The organism is Rhodoferax bucti, from assembly GCF_005876985.1.
Taxonomy (GTDB): Bacteria; Pseudomonadota; Gammaproteobacteria; order Burkholderiales; family Burkholderiaceae_C; genus Allorhodoferax; species Allorhodoferax bucti.
In genome coordinates, this window is record NZ_VAHD01000003.1 from 286,165 (window position 1) to 301,084 (window position 14,920).

The 14,920-nt window shown below is 60.9% G+C and carries 14 protein-coding genes; 11 read left to right on the forward strand and 3 right to left on the reverse strand.

Translation table 11 applies throughout. The annotated features are described in order from the left end of the window. Position 1: 1 nt before the first annotated feature. Complete coding sequence (locus FDM28_RS12370) at positions 2 to 943, reverse strand: carbohydrate kinase family protein (RefSeq protein ID WP_138515514.1); 942 nt, start codon at positions 941 to 943, stop codon at positions 2 to 4. A gap of 83 nt (positions 944 to 1,026) precedes the next feature. On the opposite strand from FDM28_RS12370, the gene FDM28_RS12375 reads away from it, so the two are divergent. From FDM28_RS12375 to FDM28_RS12385, 3 genes are read left to right on the forward strand one after another with little or no spacing between them, the layout of a single operon-like run. Further along, positions 1,027 to 1,959 carry a ribokinase gene (locus tag FDM28_RS12375; RefSeq protein ID WP_138515516.1) on the forward strand — a complete coding sequence of 311 codons (933 nt, stop codon included), beginning with the start codon at positions 1,027 to 1,029 and terminating at the stop codon, positions 1,957 to 1,959. A gap of 35 nt (positions 1,960 to 1,994) precedes the next feature. Next, complete coding sequence (locus FDM28_RS12380) at positions 1,995 to 2,993, forward strand: nucleoside hydrolase (RefSeq protein WP_138515518.1); 999 nt, start codon at positions 1,995 to 1,997, stop codon at positions 2,991 to 2,993. Between the two features lie 38 nt (positions 2,994 to 3,031). Then, positions 3,032 to 3,877 (forward strand): 2OG-Fe(II) oxygenase family protein, encoded by an 846-nt coding sequence (locus tag FDM28_RS12385; RefSeq protein ID WP_138515520.1) that lies wholly within the window; start codon positions 3,032 to 3,034, stop codon positions 3,875 to 3,877. A gap of 6 nt (positions 3,878 to 3,883) precedes the next feature. On the opposite strand, the gene FDM28_RS12390 is transcribed toward FDM28_RS12385, so the two are convergent. Both FDM28_RS12390 and FDM28_RS12395 read right to left on the reverse strand, forming a co-directional pair. Then, entirely contained in the window at positions 3,884 to 5,299 is a 1,416-nt protein-coding gene (locus tag FDM28_RS12390) for a sensor histidine kinase (protein WP_138515522.1), read from the reverse strand. A gap of 3 nt (positions 5,300 to 5,302) precedes the next feature. Beyond that, the gene (locus FDM28_RS12395; protein WP_170211742.1) at positions 5,303 to 7,018 is read right to left on the reverse strand and encodes a hydroxysqualene dehydroxylase; all 1,716 of its coding nucleotides are present in this window, start codon (positions 7,016 to 7,018) and stop codon (positions 5,303 to 5,305) included. Between the two features lie 168 nt (positions 7,019 to 7,186). Between FDM28_RS12395 and FDM28_RS12400 the strand changes: the two genes are divergently transcribed. The 8 genes from FDM28_RS12400 to FDM28_RS12435 all read left to right on the forward strand — a co-directional run bounded on the left by FDM28_RS12400 (position 7,187) and on the right by FDM28_RS12435 (position 14,880). Further along, a complete protein-coding gene (locus tag FDM28_RS12400; RefSeq protein WP_138515526.1) occupies positions 7,187 to 7,978 on the forward strand; it encodes a sulfite exporter TauE/SafE family protein in 792 nt (263 codons plus the stop codon). Between the two features lie 19 nt (positions 7,979 to 7,997). Next, the gene (locus FDM28_RS12405; RefSeq protein ID WP_138515528.1) at positions 7,998 to 9,815 is read left to right on the forward strand and encodes a nitrite/sulfite reductase; all 1,818 of its coding nucleotides are present in this window, start codon (positions 7,998 to 8,000) and stop codon (positions 9,813 to 9,815) included. A 28-nt stretch (positions 9,816 to 9,843) separates the two neighbouring features. Continuing rightward, positions 9,844 to 10,257: a DUF934 domain-containing protein gene (locus FDM28_RS12410; protein ID WP_138515530.1), complete on the forward strand. Its 414-nt coding sequence runs from the start codon at positions 9,844 to 9,846 to the stop codon at positions 10,255 to 10,257. Beyond that, positions 10,254 to 11,054, forward strand: a complete 801-nt coding sequence (locus tag FDM28_RS12415) for a phosphoadenylyl-sulfate reductase (RefSeq protein ID WP_420853019.1) — start codon at positions 10,254 to 10,256, stop codon at positions 11,052 to 11,054. The genes FDM28_RS12410 and FDM28_RS12415 overlap by 4 nt, the downstream gene beginning before the upstream one ends. After that, entirely contained in the window at positions 11,051 to 11,983 is a 933-nt protein-coding gene (gene cysD / locus FDM28_RS12420; protein WP_138515532.1) for a sulfate adenylyltransferase subunit CysD, read from the forward strand. Before FDM28_RS12415 ends, cysD begins: the two co-directional genes overlap by 4 nt. Continuing rightward, the gene (locus FDM28_RS12425; protein WP_138515534.1) at positions 11,983 to 13,356 is read left to right on the forward strand and encodes a sulfate adenylyltransferase subunit 1; all 1,374 of its coding nucleotides are present in this window, start codon (positions 11,983 to 11,985) and stop codon (positions 13,354 to 13,356) included. Before cysD ends, FDM28_RS12425 begins: the two co-directional genes overlap by 1 nt. 107 nt (positions 13,357 to 13,463) lie before the next feature. Continuing rightward, positions 13,464 to 13,793, forward strand: coding sequence for a ferredoxin FdxA (gene fdxA / locus FDM28_RS12430; protein ID WP_087493766.1), 330 nt, complete (start codon positions 13,464 to 13,466; stop codon positions 13,791 to 13,793). Positions 13,794 to 13,806: 13 nt separating this feature from the next. Then, the gene (locus FDM28_RS12435; RefSeq protein ID WP_138515536.1) at positions 13,807 to 14,880 is read left to right on the forward strand and encodes an NAD(P)/FAD-dependent oxidoreductase; all 1,074 of its coding nucleotides are present in this window, start codon (positions 13,807 to 13,809) and stop codon (positions 14,878 to 14,880) included. Positions 14,881 to 14,920 lie beyond the last annotated feature (40 nt).

The following is a 14,920-nucleotide window of genomic DNA, read 5'->3' on the forward strand; positions in this document are numbered from 1 at the left end:
GTCATGCTGTTGCGCTCATGTGTTGCCGCACTGCGGCGTCTGTCAATTCCGGAGAGTTGGCGAATGTACTTGAAAGTGTGATCTCCGCGCAGGCTACGCCGTAATCTATCGCCCCTTCCATACTCCAGCCCCGCCACACCGAGGCCACCACGCCTGCCAGCAAAGCGTCGCCCGCTCCGGTGCTGCTCACCACCGGGACACTGCGAGAGGTGCGAAACCGGGGCGCAGCGCCCTGTTGCCCCCAAGCCAAGCCTGCAGCCCCATGGCTGATGATGACTTTAGCTACTCCTTGGTCCATAAAATGCTGCACCGCCGCCTCACACTGAGCTGGCGTGTCCAGTGGCAAACCGCTCAGGGCGGCTGCTTCCAGGTGGTTGAGCTTGAGCAGATGAATGCGCGCAAGACTGCCGGCGATACGCATGCACTTGGCGACGGACACTCCATCGACCACCACGGTGCGCCCCAAGCCCAGCAAATAATGCAGCGTAGGCTCCGGCAAATTGCAATCCAGCAGCAGCCAGGCACTCGCTGCACCGAGCGCAGGCGATTGCTCGCACATTACGGGCGTCAATCGCTGCAAGATGCCCATATCGTTGACCGCCATGGCCACTTCACCATCCGGTTGGTGCATGGCCAGGTAGGTCGCAGTGCGCTCTCCGGGCAAAGTGAACACCGAGGCAACGCCCACCCCTGCAAGCGCAGTGGTGGTGAGCAACTGGCTGCCAAAGGCATCGTCGCCCACCACCGAGAGCAACTCCACCGCTACACCAAGACGCGCCAGGTTCTCCGCGATATTGCGTCCCACGCCGCCAGCGGAATAGTGAATGGTGCCCGGCGTGGAGTCCCCCGCAGTCATGGCGCTGCGGGCCTTGGCACTGATGTCCATATTGGCGCCTCCCACCACGGTGATGGAACGAAAGACATCAGACAAGGCAGAGTTCATGGGGGGTCTATATCGATGGACTTATTCAGCACCCGCGAAATCAGCGTCAAAATAAGCGGTTTCGCAATCAGGGAGTGCTGTTGATGATACTTGTGGCTGGCTCTGCCAATCTGGACTTTGTGGTCCGCGCCCATCACATTCCCGCCCCGGGTGAAACCGTGCTGGGGCGCGACTTCAAGACCTTTCCCGGAGGCAAAGGAGCGAACCAGGCAGTCGCCAGCGCACGTGCTGGCGGCGCGGCCACTCACATGCTGCTGGGGCTGGGTGATGATGCATTTGCCACGCCCCTTGAACACTCTTTGCAATCTGCTGGCGTCCACCTACACATTGTGCGAACGCCAGAGCACCCGACCGGCACAGCGTTCATTTGCGTGTCTGACGACGCAGAAAATGCCATCACCGTAGCACCGGGTGCCAACGCAGAGCTGCGTCCGGAGCACCTGCCCGCTTTGACAGGCTTTACCCACCTGCTACTGCAGCTGGAAACGCCTCTGGACACCGTTGCCGCCTATGCCAATGCAGCCCGCGCCCAAGGCGTGCAGGTGGTGTTGAACGCCGCACCCGCCCGCGCATTACCTGCTGAATTGCTGGCCCACGTGGATGTGCTGATCGTGAACGAAGGAGAACTAGCCGTGGTTTCGGGCCACGATGGCAGCATTGCCGAGTGTCTGGCCCGCCTGGCAGTCCCTACCGTGGTGGTCACCTTGGGGCACCGGGGCAGCTGCGCGCGCCACAACGGTGCACTCACGCTGCAGAGCGCCTTTCCCATCACCCCGGTGGACACGACCGGGGCGGGAGACACCTTTTGCGGCAGCTTGGTAGCGGCCCTCAGCCACGGCCAAGACTTGGCGCAGGCATTGCGCTTTGCGAGTGCGTCCAGCTCCATCGCATGCACGCGTTGGGGCGCCCAATCCAGCATTCCCGACACCGCAGAAGTCCAAGCCCTGCTAACAACCACACCCCTGACGCATCCTGAAGCCGAGCAAGTCTTGCGCGCTTACTGCGGCTTGCGCTGACCCGTTTTACTTCTTTTTTTGTAGCGAGATACACCATGAGCACCAACACCTCTGCACACACCGTACGCAAAGTAATTTACGACACCGACCCTGGTGTTGATGACGCAATGGCGCTGTATTACGCGCTGGCACACCCCGGCATCGATGTAGTGGGCATCACCACCACCTTCGGCAACGTCACCGTGGAGCAAGCAGCTACCAATGGCCTGTACCTGACCGAGATTGCCGGCAGAAAAATCCCCGTCACCCTCGGCGTCAAGACCCCTTGGCTCAAGGCGCCCGGCACACCTCCTGACTTCATCCACGGTGGCGACGGCTTGGGCAACCTGCCCTCCCGCGTGGCAACCACCAGTGTGCTGGACCCCCGCCCGTCCGCGCAGTTCATTGTGGACATGGCCCGCGCCCACCCCGGTGAAATCACCCTGGTCGCTGTTGGCCCCTTGGGCAACCTCGCCACCGCGCTGAAGCTGGAGCCCAAGCTGCCCCAGTTGCTGCAAGAAGTCATCATCATGGGCGGCACCATCGTGGAGCCCGGTAACGTGTCCCCCGTGGCGGAAGCCAATATCTGGAACGACCCGCACTCCGCCGACTTTGTTTTCACTGCCGGCTGGAAGCTCACCATGGTGGGCCTGGATGTCACCCATCAGCTGATCGTGCCCTTGGCCCTGTTCAAAAAAGTGGCAGACCACCATAAGCACGTCGCTACCGACACTCTGCACCACGCCGTGAGCTTCTACGCGGACTTCTACAGCGGCATCTACCCGCATGTGGCCAAAATCCACGGCTGCTTCGGACACGACGTGCTGGCCTTTGTGGCGCTCACCAACCCCGAACTGTTTGAAATCCAGACCGGCCGAATCCGCGTGGCGACGGAAGGCCCCGCCAACGGCCAGACCATGATGCGCCGCAAGGACATCTTCTACCCCCAACCCGGTTGGGGCGATGAGGTGCCCGACACCCACGCCTGCTTGCAGCTCAAGGCCGATGAGGCTTTGCAGCTGATTGAATCCACCCTGATGTCCAACTGGCTGTAAACGCCTTCTCAACCGATCTGATTGCGCGAGAAACTGTCATGCACTTACCCGTCGTTGACTTCAGCAGCCCTACCGCTCCACAAGAGTTTTGCAAAAGCCTGCATGAAACTGGCTTCGGCGTCCTAAAAAACCATCCCTTGAGCCAGGAACTGGTGGAAAGCATTTATGCCGAATGGCTGGGCTTTTTCAAAACCGAGGCCAAGGCAAAGTACCCCAACGACCCGGTCAAGCATGACGGTTATTTCTCGCCCAGCGTGTCAGAAACGGCCAAGAACTTCACCAAAAAGGATTTGAAAGAGTTCTTTCATATCTACCCCTGGGGCCGCTACCCCGCAGAGGTGAGTGATGCTGCCCAACACTACTACGCCGAAGGCGCCAGCCTGGCCGCCACGCTTCTGAACTGGGTAGAAGAAAACTCACCGGCAGAGGTGAAGGCACGGTATTCCATGCCCCTGCCTGCCATGATTGAGGGCAGCGACCACACCCTGCTCCGCGTGCTGCATTACCCGCCCCTGCGTGGCGATGAAGAGCCCGGCGCCGTGCGCGCCGCAGCCCATGGCGACATCAACCTGCTAACTATCCTGCCCGCTGCTACCGAACCCGGCCTGCAGGTCTTGGGCAAGGACCAGGCTTGGCACGATGTGCCCTGTGACTTTGGTCTTCTGATCGTCAACATCGGCGACATGCTGGCCGAAGCCTCCGGCGGCTACTACCCCAGCACCGTGCACCGGGTGCTCAACCCCACAGGTGCGGGCGCGACCAAATCCCGTATTTCTCTGCCCCTGTTTTTACATCCGCGCCGCGAAGTGGTGCTCTCGGAGCGCTACACCGTGGAAAAGTATTTCAATGAGCGCATGGAAGAGTTGCGCGGTAAAAAATACTGAACGTACTCACAAAAGCTCTCCAGGCTTGCGCGATGCTTCGCGCGGGAAGCGCAGGGTAAATCGCGTTCCCTGCCCAGGGCTGGAGCGGACCTCGATCGTTCCGCCGAGCACCATCACCATGATGTTTTGGGACACAGAGAGCCCCAGCCCGGAGCCGCCTTGGCCCAACCGGGTGGTGAAAAACGGATCGAAGATGTGCGCTTGCACTTCTTCGCTCATGCCGAGTCCATCGTCCTCCACAGCCATGTGCACCCGATCGTCCTCGGCATGGGCGGTGATGCGAATCGTGCCACCACCCCGGTCCGCAAACCCATGGATGACCGCGTTTTGCACCAGATTCACCAGCACCTGGCCGAGGGGGCCGGGGTAGCTGTTGCACCGTATGCCACTAGGTATCTCCAATACGATCTGGATCCCAGCATGTTTGAAGCTGGGGCGCAAGGCGTTCACGTTATCCTCCACCAGCGGCAGCACCTCAAACTCACGGCGCTGCTCCGACGTTTGATCGACCGCCACCTGCTTGAAGCTGGTGATCAGCGTGGCAGCCCGCTCACAGGAGCGCACCACCAGGTCATTCATCGCCTCGGTGTTCTTTAAAAACTCCGTCAACGCTGATTTGCGCAACTCCCCGCGCTCCACACTCTGTTGCAACTGGCGCGCGGCATGTCCCAGCGACGAGGAAGTAGTTAGTGCATTGCCAATCGGCGTATTCAACTCATGCGCCACACCGGCCACCAAGGCGCCCAAGGATGCCAGTTTCTCTTGCTGCACCAGGTGCTCGCGGGTCTGGTTCAAGCGCTTGATGGCCTGCTGCAACTCCTGATTCCGCAAGGCCGCTTCATCCAGAGCCAGGTTTTTGGTGCTCTCAAACATATTGCCGTAGGTGAACAAAAGCACGATGTGCCCGAGCACACAGGTCAGTGCAAAAAACACCGAGAAACGCACGTCCACTTGCTGGGGCGAGTGCACGCCCAGATGCGCCATGTACGCAAATCCCGCCACACAAACCATGGGCAAGGCCAGCCACCACCAGATATCGCGCGCCAAACCCAGCAACAAAATGGCCGCCAAGGGCACCAGCGCAAACCAAGGCAGCACCGGCGAATAGAGACCGCCCGAATAAAACGTGCTGCCAAAAACCGCCACGAAACAATTCACGAACAAAAAAGCCTGTGCGCCCCACGCACCATTGCCATGACGCCGCAGGTACACGCCGTTCACCAGCAGCAACAAAGCGTTGCCCGCCATGATGATGGCGCCGGGAGTGAAGCCGATGTACCAGCTCACCAGGCAATAAAACAACGAAAAAACAGCCACTACGGTGTTGAAGCGCACCAGCAAAACGCGACGATTCAGCAGCACCCCGTCGGGTGTCACCGGGATCAACGACGCTGCTGATGTTTCGTGGCCGCCCACAGGCATGAACTAGGCTCCTGAAAAAGTCCGGCGAATGTCACGCACCACATTAGACGCCACTAGCGCCATAAAGTCCCACCAACGGAAGGGGGCCAGCCAAACTGGGTGTTGCATGGCCCAAATTTCACAGCGCTTCGCCTTGCTACGGCTCACCCGCAAGATGCCATTGACCGCGCGACGTGCCGCCTCGTTAGCCCCCTCCATCGTGGCCAGATCGGTATACGTCTGCACATAGTCGCTGGCCAAAAACAGATTCGGCACCTTGGTGACTGTGGTAGGCCGGATCTTCCACGTATTCACCTGGTTGACGAGCAAGGGCTCCAGGTTGAACACCTTGTGCAACTTCTCTTGCTCCATACCAGTCAAACCCGCCAGCATCGATTCTGTGAAATGGATGTCCACCGGCACGATGCTGCTGTCCAAGTAGTAGGCCTCCAGCATGTCGTCCCGCAACACCTCGTGCCCGTCCACATTCAGCTCCTGCTGCAACTGCGCCCACACCTCCGCCTTGATTTCTTCGGGCGTGCAATCGCGAGCCGCTTTGCGGTTGAAATCGCCGGGCGTCTCCCAGTCTGAAATGTCCACAGATAGCACACACACCACCTTGCCATTGCCCCGGTCGCGCAAGTCATAGAAGGGCCAGAACTGCTTTTGCGAGATGCTGGTGAGCGCCCAATTGCTGTCCGAAAAAATGGTGTGCCCCCGGTGCATGTCCAACTCGGTGTTCAGGTAAAACTGGATACCGTTCATCCACTCCACATTCGGCGCGAGCTTGATGATGTTCTGCAAGCCCGGGTCCAGCGCCAGCAAAGCGGGACTCACCAACGATGCGGCACGCTCCACAGGCACCGCCAGCACATAGTAGTCACCCCGCGCAGTGTGGTTTGCCGCAGCGGCATCGGTGTAGCGCACGCCGGCAATCTTGCCCGCATCCACCTGCAATTCCGTCACGGTGGCGCCATGGGTATAGCGTACGCCCCGGGCTTTCAGATGCGCAATCCAGGGCGTGAGCCATGCCTCATTGGTGGGGGCATTGAGCACCCGGTCCGTGTGCTGGCTGCTTGCATCCATCATCAAGTAAATGAGCTGCAAAAAGATGGCGCCTCCGGTGCGCGTGCTGGCCGTGTGGGCTTTGCACGCGACCAGGCTGCGGGTTAAACCGCCTGCCAGCAAACGCTGGTAGGCGGGACTGCGGTGCTCCGCCCCGGTGAAGTCCCACCAGCTGATGCCGTCGTACTCCTGGTCAAAGCGCGCTTTGCAACTGGTCATCAACCGCCATACACGGCCCGAGAAGTACGCGATATCGTCGTCACTCAGCTCCTCGCTCATTTCCTGAAAGCCCTTGAAAAAAGCCGTCAACGCTTTCAAGGACTTGGGAAAGTTCACCGGCACGGTGATCGGCTGGTCACCCGCCTGCGCAATCATCACGCTCTCGGTGCTCACCAGGTTGTCAAACACCGAGCCCCGGTCAGTGGGAATGCGTCGCATCGTGTCGGTAATGTGGGCATAAAACCCCGGGAAAAAGCGGAACCCGTGTTCACCGGGCAAATAGCGGTTGGGGTCGATCTGGTTGGAGCCCGGCACGTCCACGCTGCGCGCTTTGCCGCCTACATAGTCGGGATTGCGCTCCAGCACCTCCACCTCAAAACCCCGCTCCACCAATTCGTGGGCAGCGCTCATGCCTGCGACACCACCGCCGATGACGACGACCTTTTTTGTTGCCATGGTCCAACGCCTCCCTGTAAACGGGGCGACTCCGCGCCCAAGAACGATGCGTTGCCACTGTACCAACGCCAGCTTCATGATTCCACCGTTTTCTATATTCTCAAAAAGAATACCTGCATAGCGAAAAAATATTTTTCAATATATAGCTGAAGCTCTACAGTCGCCCCCATGCAAGATTTGGCGTACGTATTAGCAGGCTTTTTTGTGGGCTCCATCGTGGGGCTGACCGGTGTGGGGGGCGGGTCGCTGATGACGCCGATCCTGATCTTCTTTTTCGGGGTCAAGCCCTACATGGCGGTGGGCACCGACCTGTTGTTCGCGGCCTTCACCAAAATGGGCGGCACCATCAAGCTGGCGCGCTCGCGCCACATTGACTGGCCGGTCGTATTGAACCTGTCCGCAGGCAGCATTCCTGCAGCCCTGCTGACCCTGTATGTACTGCACACCTTGGGCGCCACCAGCGCGGAAGTGCAAAAACTCATGACCAGCACACTGGGTATCGCGTTGCTGCTCACTGCCGCCGCCACGCTATACAAGGCCTTGCGCGGCAAAACCGGCCCCAAAACCATTGCCGCCGGCCATGAGGCTCAGGCTGCCAAGCCCCGCCACTGGAGCCTGCCGCTGCTATTCGGCGCACTCATCGGCACGCTGGTTACACTCACCTCCGTCGGCGCGGGGGCCATCGGCGTCACGGTGTTGATGCTGCTCTACCCCCTGCTGCCCCTGCCGCGCATTGTGGCGGCGGACATTGCCTACGCAGTGCCGTTGACCTTGGTGGCGGGCATGGGCCACGCGTCGCTCGGTTCGGTGGACTGGCCCATGTTGGCCAAGCTGCTGGCCGGCTCGCTGCCCGGTATCTGGGTGGGCTCGCACCTGATGTTCAAAACCCCGGAGCGGGTCATCCGCTCCCTGTTGTCATTGCTGCTGGCCTATGCCGGTTTGAAACTCATCGCTTTCTGATTTTTGTTGCTATCCGTCTATGTACCAATACACCGAATTTGACCGCCAGTTCATCCGCGCCCGCGCGGCCCAGCATCGCGACCAACTGGAGCGCAATCAAGCCGGCACGCTGAGCGACGACGAGTTCCGCCCCCTGCGCCTGCAAAACGGCTGGTACATCCAGCGCTACGCGCCCATGCTGCGTGTGGCCGTGCCGTATGGCGAACTATCCACCGCCCAGTTGCGCGTGCTGGCCCGTATTGCCCGCGAGTACGACCACCCCAGCAAAGAGGTGTTCGACAAAGCCATCGGCACCCAGGCCACCTGGGGCACTACCCACTTGCCGGTAGGCTACGGCCACTTCACCACCCGCCAGAACGTGCAGTTCAACTGGATTCCTCTGTCTAAGAGCGCGGATGTGATGGACCTGCTGGCCACCGTGAACATGCACGGCATCCAGACCAGCGGCAACTGCATCCGCAACATCACCAGTGACGAGCGTGCCGGTATCGCCCCCGACGAGATCGCCGACCCCCGCCCGTTTGCCGAAATCATGCGCCAGTGGAGCACGCTGCACCCTGAGTTCGCCTTCTTGCCCCGCAAATTCAAGATAGCCATTACCGGTGCGACCGAAGACCGCGCTGCGGTGCGCTGGCACGACGTGGGCCTGCACCTCATCAAGAACGAAGCGGGGGAATTGGGCTTCCGCGTGTTTGTGGGCGGCGGCATGGGCCGCACCCCGGTGATCAGCACCGAAATCCGCGCCTTCCTGCCCTGGAACCAGATCATGAATTACCTGGAGGCGGTGGTGCGTGTGTACAACCGCTGGGGCCGCCGCGACAACCTGTACAAGGCCCGCATCAAGATTCTGGTGAAGGCCGAAGGCCAGCGCTATATCGACGAGGTGGAAGCCGAGTACGAGCAAATCATCACCCGCGACGGCGCGCCGCACACCATCAGCCAGGCCGAGCTGGACCGGGTTACGGCATGTTTTGTGCCGCCAGCGCTTGCAGAACGTGCGCAAGGCGCTACCAAAACAGTAGCAATTCCCGCCGAGCGTCAAAAAGATTACGACCGCTGGCTGCAGCAAAACGTGGCCCCTCACCAGAACCCGGCCCTGCGCGCTGTGACGCTGTCTTACAAGCGCCTGGGCCAAGCGCCTGGCGACGCCGATGCCGACCAGCTCGACACCGCAGCGGACTTGGCTGACGAATTCAGCGCTGGTGAAGTGCGCGTGACGCACGACCAGAACCTGCTGCTGCCTTGGGTGCGCGCTGAAGACCTGCCGGCCCTGTGGGTGGCTGCCAGCCACGCCGGCCTGGCCCGCAGCAATGTGCGCCTGCTGACCGACATGATCGCCTGCCCCGGCGGCGACTTCTGCGCGCTGGCCAATGCCCGCTCCATCCCGATTGCCGCCAGCATCACCGAGCGCTACCAGGACATGGACGAACTGCACGACCTGGGCGAAATCGACTTGCACATCAGCGGTTGCATCAACTCCTGCGGCCACCACCACAGCGGCCATATCGGCATCCTGGGCGTGGATAAAGACGGCAAGGAGTGGTACCAGGTGTCCCTGGGCGGCTCGGACGGCTCGGCCCTGAGTGGCGATGCGGTGCCCGGCAAGGTGGTGGGCCCGTCCTTCACCGCGTTGGAAGTGCCTGGCGTCATTGAAGCCGTGCTGGACGCCTTCCGCCAGAACCGCCAAGGCCGCGAGACCTTTATCGACACGCTCAAGCGCGTGGGCTTTGACGCCTTCAAGACCGCCGCCAACAGCGCCCGCCTGGCGGACAAGCACGAAGAGCTGCACGCCTTGCCCAAGTCCGCCGGCTATGCCAAAGACGCGCAAGAAGCCTGAAGCCCGGACGCAGAAAGAGAGAATTACTATGAAATTGATAGCTGCTTCCGCACATTCCACGGGCGCTGAAGGCCAAAAAGTCATTGAACTGGCCAACACCGAAGACCCCCGCGCACTCGATCTGGCCGGCGTGACCCGCATCGACCTGAACTTCCCCAAGTTCACCGACGGCCGCGCGTACAGCCAGGCCTTTTTGCTGCGCCGCCGCCTGGGCTTCACCGGCGAGCTGCGTGCTACTGGTGACGTGCTGATCGACCAGCTGGTGCAAATGGAACGCACAGGTTTTGACGTGGCCGTGCTGCGCGCCGACCAGAACATCGACTTCGCACAGCGCCAGTTCGACCGTTATCGCGGTTTCTACCAAGGCGACGCAGTCACTGTGAAGCCTCACTTCGCCCGCGAGGGCGATTCCGTTGCGGCCCGTGAAGGAGAGGCGGCATGAGCGCGGAAACATCCAGCTTAGGCAACCGTTTTGCGGTGCAAGTGCAGTCCGCAGGCAGCGCCATGACCCGCAACGCCGAAGCCAGCGGCGAATACATCATCAAGCTGGCCGAAGCCCAAGGTGTGCTCGCCCAAGCCGCAGCGCAATATGCGGGTGCGGATGGTGATGCAGCCACCGTCACCCAAGCTTCCAGCCTCGGCGCCGAAGACGTGGTCATCAGCCACCTGATTAACAGCCTGAAGTTGGACATCGGCATCTTCGTGCTCGAGACCGGCGCCCTGCACAAGGAAACTTTGGACCTGCTGGAGCGCTTCAAGGCGTCCAGCCGCGCCACCGTCACGGTGTACCAGCCGGTGAATGAATCCGTGGTGCAGTTTGTGGACCGCGAAGGCAAGGACGCGATGTATAAAAGCATTGCCCTGCGCAAAGCCTGCTGCGGCATCCGCAAGATGGAACCACTGGAACGCGCGCTTAAGGGTAAAGACGCCTGGATCACCGGCCTGCGCCGCGAGCAATCCGGCGCCCGCGCTGAGGTGCCCTTGGCAGACAGCAGCGAGAAGCGCGTGAAGATCAACCCCTTGGCTAACTGGACCTGGGGCGATGTCTGGCACTACATCCAAACCAACAAGCTGGACTACAACCCGCTGCACGACCAGTTTTTCCCTAGCATTGGCTGCGAGCCTTGCACCCGCGCCATCAGCCTGGGCGAGGACTTCCGCTCCGGCCGCTGGTGGTGGGAAGACGAAGCCGCCAAAGAGTGCGGCCTGCACGTGAAACATGAAGAAGCCAAAGCATGAACGCCATGACTGAACCCACCCATTTCGACCGACTCTCCAACCAGCATCTCGATGCACTGGAAGAAGAAACCATCTTCATCCTGCGTGAGGTGGCCGCGGCGTTTGAGCGCCCCGCCCTGCTGTTCTCAGGCGGCAAGGATTCGCTGGTGATGCTCAAGTGCGCAGAGAAGGCCTTTGGCGTCGGCCGCATCCCCTACCCCCTGCTGATGATCGACACCGGCCACAACTTCCATGAAGTGACCGACTTCCGCGATTTTCGCGCCAAGGAACTGGGTGCCGAGTTGATCGTGCGCAGCGTCGAGGACTCCATGGCCCGCGGCACCGTGCGCCTGGCCCACCCCGGCGAGAGCCGCAATGTGCACCAGTCCGTTACCTTGCTGGAAGCCATCGACGAATTCCGTTTTGACGCCCTGATTGGTGGCGCACGCCGCGATGAGGAAAAAGCCCGCGCCAAGGAGCGCATCTTTTCCCACCGCGACAGCTTCGGCCAGTGGCAACCCAAGGCCCAGCGCCCCGAGTTGTGGACGCTGTTCAACACCCGCCTGCAGCCCGGCGAGCACTTCCGCGTGTTCCCCATCAGCAACTGGACGGAGCTGGACGTGTGGCAGTACATCGAGCGCGAAAAAATCGCCCTGCCTTCGCTGTACTACACCCACAAGCGGGATGTGGTCGAGCGCAAGGGACTGCTGGTTCCCGTGACGGAGCTGACGCCACCGAAGGAAGGCGAAACCGTCGAGAGCCGCGACGTGCGTTTCCGCACCGTGGGCGACATCACCTGCACCTGCCCGGTGGAGAGCCTGGCCGCCACCGCAGCCGACATCGTGATCGAAACGCTGGCCGCTGACGTGAGCGAGCGCGGCGCCACCCGCATGGACGACAAGACTTCTGAGGCTTCCATGGAGAAGCGCAAAAAGGACGGATACTTCTGATGACCGCTATGAATACGATAGCTGCTCCCGCAAATTCCACGGGCGCTAGCAGCCAAAATGACACTTCATCCGCCCTGCGCTTCATCACCTGCGGCAGCGTGGACGATGGCAAGAGCACCTTGATCGGCCGCCTGTTGGTGGACAGCAAGGCGGTGCTGCAAGACCAGCTGGCCAACGTTTCCAAGAGCGGCGAAGCTGACTTGGCTCTGTTCACCGATGGCCTCTCCGCTGAGCGCGAGCAAGGTATCACCATCGACGTGGCCTACCGCTACTTCGCCACCCCCACGCGCAAGTTCATCATTGGTGACGCACCCGGCCACGAGCAGTACACCCGCAACATGGTCACTGCTGCCAGCAGCGCGCATGCCGCTGTTGTGCTGGTGGACGCCACCAAACTGAAGTGGAATGTGGACGGCCTGGTGGACCTGCTGCCCCAGACCCGCCGCCACAGCCTGCTGGTCAACCTGCTACGCGTGCCCGGCATCATCTTTGCCGTGAACAAGCTCGACGCCTTGGGCGATGACGCCGCGGCTGCGTTCGCCAAGATCAGCGCGGCGCTGCAAGCCTTTGCAAAGCAAGCCGGCATTGCCGTGACAGCCACCATCCCCATGTCCGCCCTCAAGGGCCACAACGTGGTGGAAGCCACGCCCGGCTGGTGCGGCTACCAAGGCCCTAGCCTGTTGGCCTTGTTAGAAACACTGCCTGTCACCGCAGCCGAGACCGATGTGCCCTTCGCCTTCCCGGTGCAATGGGTAGAAAAGTTCCACAACTCTGCCGACACTACCCAAGGCCGCCGCGTGTTCTGGGGCCGTGTGGCCACTGGCACCGTGCAGGTGGGCGACACCATCAGCATCCACCCCAGCGGCCAGACCGCGGTGGTGGCACAGGTTGTGAACCACGCCCGCGTGCCCGGCAGCATTGCCGCAGGCCACGGCGCCGGCATCACGCTGGACCGCGAAGTGGATGTGTCCCGTGGCGACTGGCTGCTGGCGCAAGTCACGCCTGCAGCAGACCCGGACGACGAGTTTGCGGATACCCCCAAGCCCCGCGCTTTTGCCGAAGCCACCCGCGAAATCAAGGCCACTGTGGCCTGGATGGACGATGAGCCTCTGGTTGCCGGTCGCGTCTACCTGGCCCTGCATGGCCACCGCTGGATCAAAGCCAAGGTCAAGCGCATCGTGCACAGCTTGGACATCAACACCCTGCAGGAACACGACGCCACCGAGATTGCGCCCAACGCCATCGGCCATATTGAGCTCACGCTGCAGGAGGCAATTACCGCGGTTCCCTACGCGCAAAGCCGTGTGCTGGGCTCGCTGATTCTGGTGGACACTGCTACCCACAAGACCTCCGGTGCCCTGCTGCTGAATTGACCCAGCGCAAAGGAGATGCCCTCGTGACCGGGGGCATCCGCGAAAACCAATAAAATCATGGGCTTGGCAAATTGTTGCCCGCCCACCCACTTACTGCCCGAACCAACATGACACACATCGTCACCGAAGCCTGTATCAAGTGCAAATACACCGACTGCGTGGACGTGTGCCCCGTGGATTGCTTCCGCGAAGGCCCCAATTTCTTGACGATCGACCCCGATGAGTGCATCGACTGCGCCGTCTGCATTCCCGAGTGCCCAGCCAACGCGATCTACGCGGAAGAAGACGCGCCCAAAGACCAGCAACACATGATTGCCTTGAACGCAGAACTCGCCCGCCTGCCCGGCTGGAAGAGCATCACCAAGCGCAAGGCACCTCTGCCGGACGCTGACGACTGGAAAGACAAAACCGGCAAGCTGTCGCAGCTGATCCGCTGATCACTCGGTCGGCATGGCTGCCCCTCTGATTGAAGCCGATGCCGTCGTCATCGGGGCGGGGCCGGTAGGCCTGTTCCAGGTGTTCCAACTGGGCCTGCACGAAGTGCAGGCCCATGTCATTGATGCCCTGCCTTATGCAGGCGGCCAATGCATGGAGCTGTACCCCGACAAGCCCATCTACGACATCCCTGGCACACCGGTCACCACCGGGCGCGGCCTCACCCAAAGTCTGCTGCAGCAGATTGCGCCTTTTCAGGCGCAAATGCATTTTTCCCAATTGGTGGAATCCGTCACTCGCCTGGAAGATGGTCGCTTGCAGCTCACCACGAACGCCGGCACCACCTTCATCACCAAGGCGCTGTTTGTAGCCGCTGGCGTGGGAGCATTTGTTCCCCGTAAACCGGCCGTCCCCGAGCTCGAAGCCTTTGAAGGCCGGCAGGTGCATTACCCGCATGACGCAGCGTTGACGGATGGCAGTTTGCATGGCGCACATGTGGTCGTGTTGGGTGGTGATGAATCTGCCGTTGTAGCGGCTCTGGAGGCAGCGCTGCCCGCCAACCCAGCACATCGACCTGCCAGCGTGACGTTGGTTCATCGCAGGGACGCATTCACTGGGGAACCCGCCACCCTTGAACGCCTGAATGCCGCGCGCGCAGCAGGCGGCATTCAGGTGCTCGCGGCACAGATCACGGGCTGCGAAGTCGAAGGCTCACGCTTGCATGCCTTGCGGGTGCTGACTGCAGAGGGCCTTGAGACCTCCATCGCTGCAGACCATGTGCTGGTACGGCTGGGTGTGTCACCGAAGATGGGGCCCATTGCCGAATGGGGTTGGACCCTGGAACGCAAGCAGGTTCCGGTAAGCACAGAGACCTTTCAAAGCGAGATCCCGAGAATTTTTGCAGTCGGCGACATAAATTTTTATCCGGGAAAGCAAAAATTGATTTTGAGCGGCTTTCATGAGGCTACACTAGCGGCCTTCGCAGCGATGGTCTTTATTTCTCCCGAGAAAAAAGTCCTCTTGCAGTACACCACCACGAGCCCGCGTTTGCATCAGCTCCTCGGTGTTGAAACCCAAGAAAAAAGTTAGCGTGAAATTCAAAAATTTAGCGTGTTTTCAAAATCACTTA

Bases quoted from the DNA above. Each gene is read 5' to 3' on its own strand.
- FDM28_RS12385 (WP_138515520.1), top strand. From the start codon at position 3,032: ATGCACTTACCCGTCGTTGACTTCAGCAGCCCTACCGCTCCACAAGAG.
- FDM28_RS12415 (WP_420853019.1), top strand. From the start codon at position 10,254: ATGAGCGCGGAAACATCCAGCTTAGGCAACCGTTTTGCGGTGCAAGTG.
- FDM28_RS12390 (WP_138515522.1), bottom strand. From the start codon at position 5,299: ATGCCTGTGGGCGGCCACGAAACATCAGCAGCGTCGTTGATCCCGGTG.
- FDM28_RS12410 (WP_138515530.1), top strand. From the start codon at position 9,844: ATGAAATTGATAGCTGCTTCCGCACATTCCACGGGCGCTGAAGGCCAA.
- cysD (WP_138515532.1), top strand. From the start codon at position 11,051: ATGAACGCCATGACTGAACCCACCCATTTCGACCGACTCTCCAACCAG.
- FDM28_RS12370 (WP_138515514.1), bottom strand. From the start codon at position 943: ATGAACTCTGCCTTGTCTGATGTCTTTCGTTCCATCACCGTGGTGGGA.
- FDM28_RS12380 (WP_138515518.1), top strand. From the start codon at position 1,995: ATGAGCACCAACACCTCTGCACACACCGTACGCAAAGTAATTTACGAC.
- FDM28_RS12400 (WP_138515526.1), top strand. From the start codon at position 7,187: ATGCAAGATTTGGCGTACGTATTAGCAGGCTTTTTTGTGGGCTCCATC.
- FDM28_RS12395 (WP_170211742.1), bottom strand. From the start codon at position 7,018: ATGGCAACAAAAAAGGTCGTCGTCATCGGCGGTGGTGTCGCAGGCATG.
- FDM28_RS12435 (WP_138515536.1), top strand. From the start codon at position 13,807: ATGGCTGCCCCTCTGATTGAAGCCGATGCCGTCGTCATCGGGGCGGGG.
- FDM28_RS12375 (WP_138515516.1), top strand. From the start codon at position 1,027: ATGATACTTGTGGCTGGCTCTGCCAATCTGGACTTTGTGGTCCGCGCC.
- fdxA (WP_087493766.1), top strand. From the start codon at position 13,464: ATGACACACATCGTCACCGAAGCCTGTATCAAGTGCAAATACACCGAC.
- FDM28_RS12425 (WP_138515534.1), top strand. From the start codon at position 11,983: ATGACCGCTATGAATACGATAGCTGCTCCCGCAAATTCCACGGGCGCT.
- FDM28_RS12405 (WP_138515528.1), top strand. From the start codon at position 7,998: ATGTACCAATACACCGAATTTGACCGCCAGTTCATCCGCGCCCGCGCG.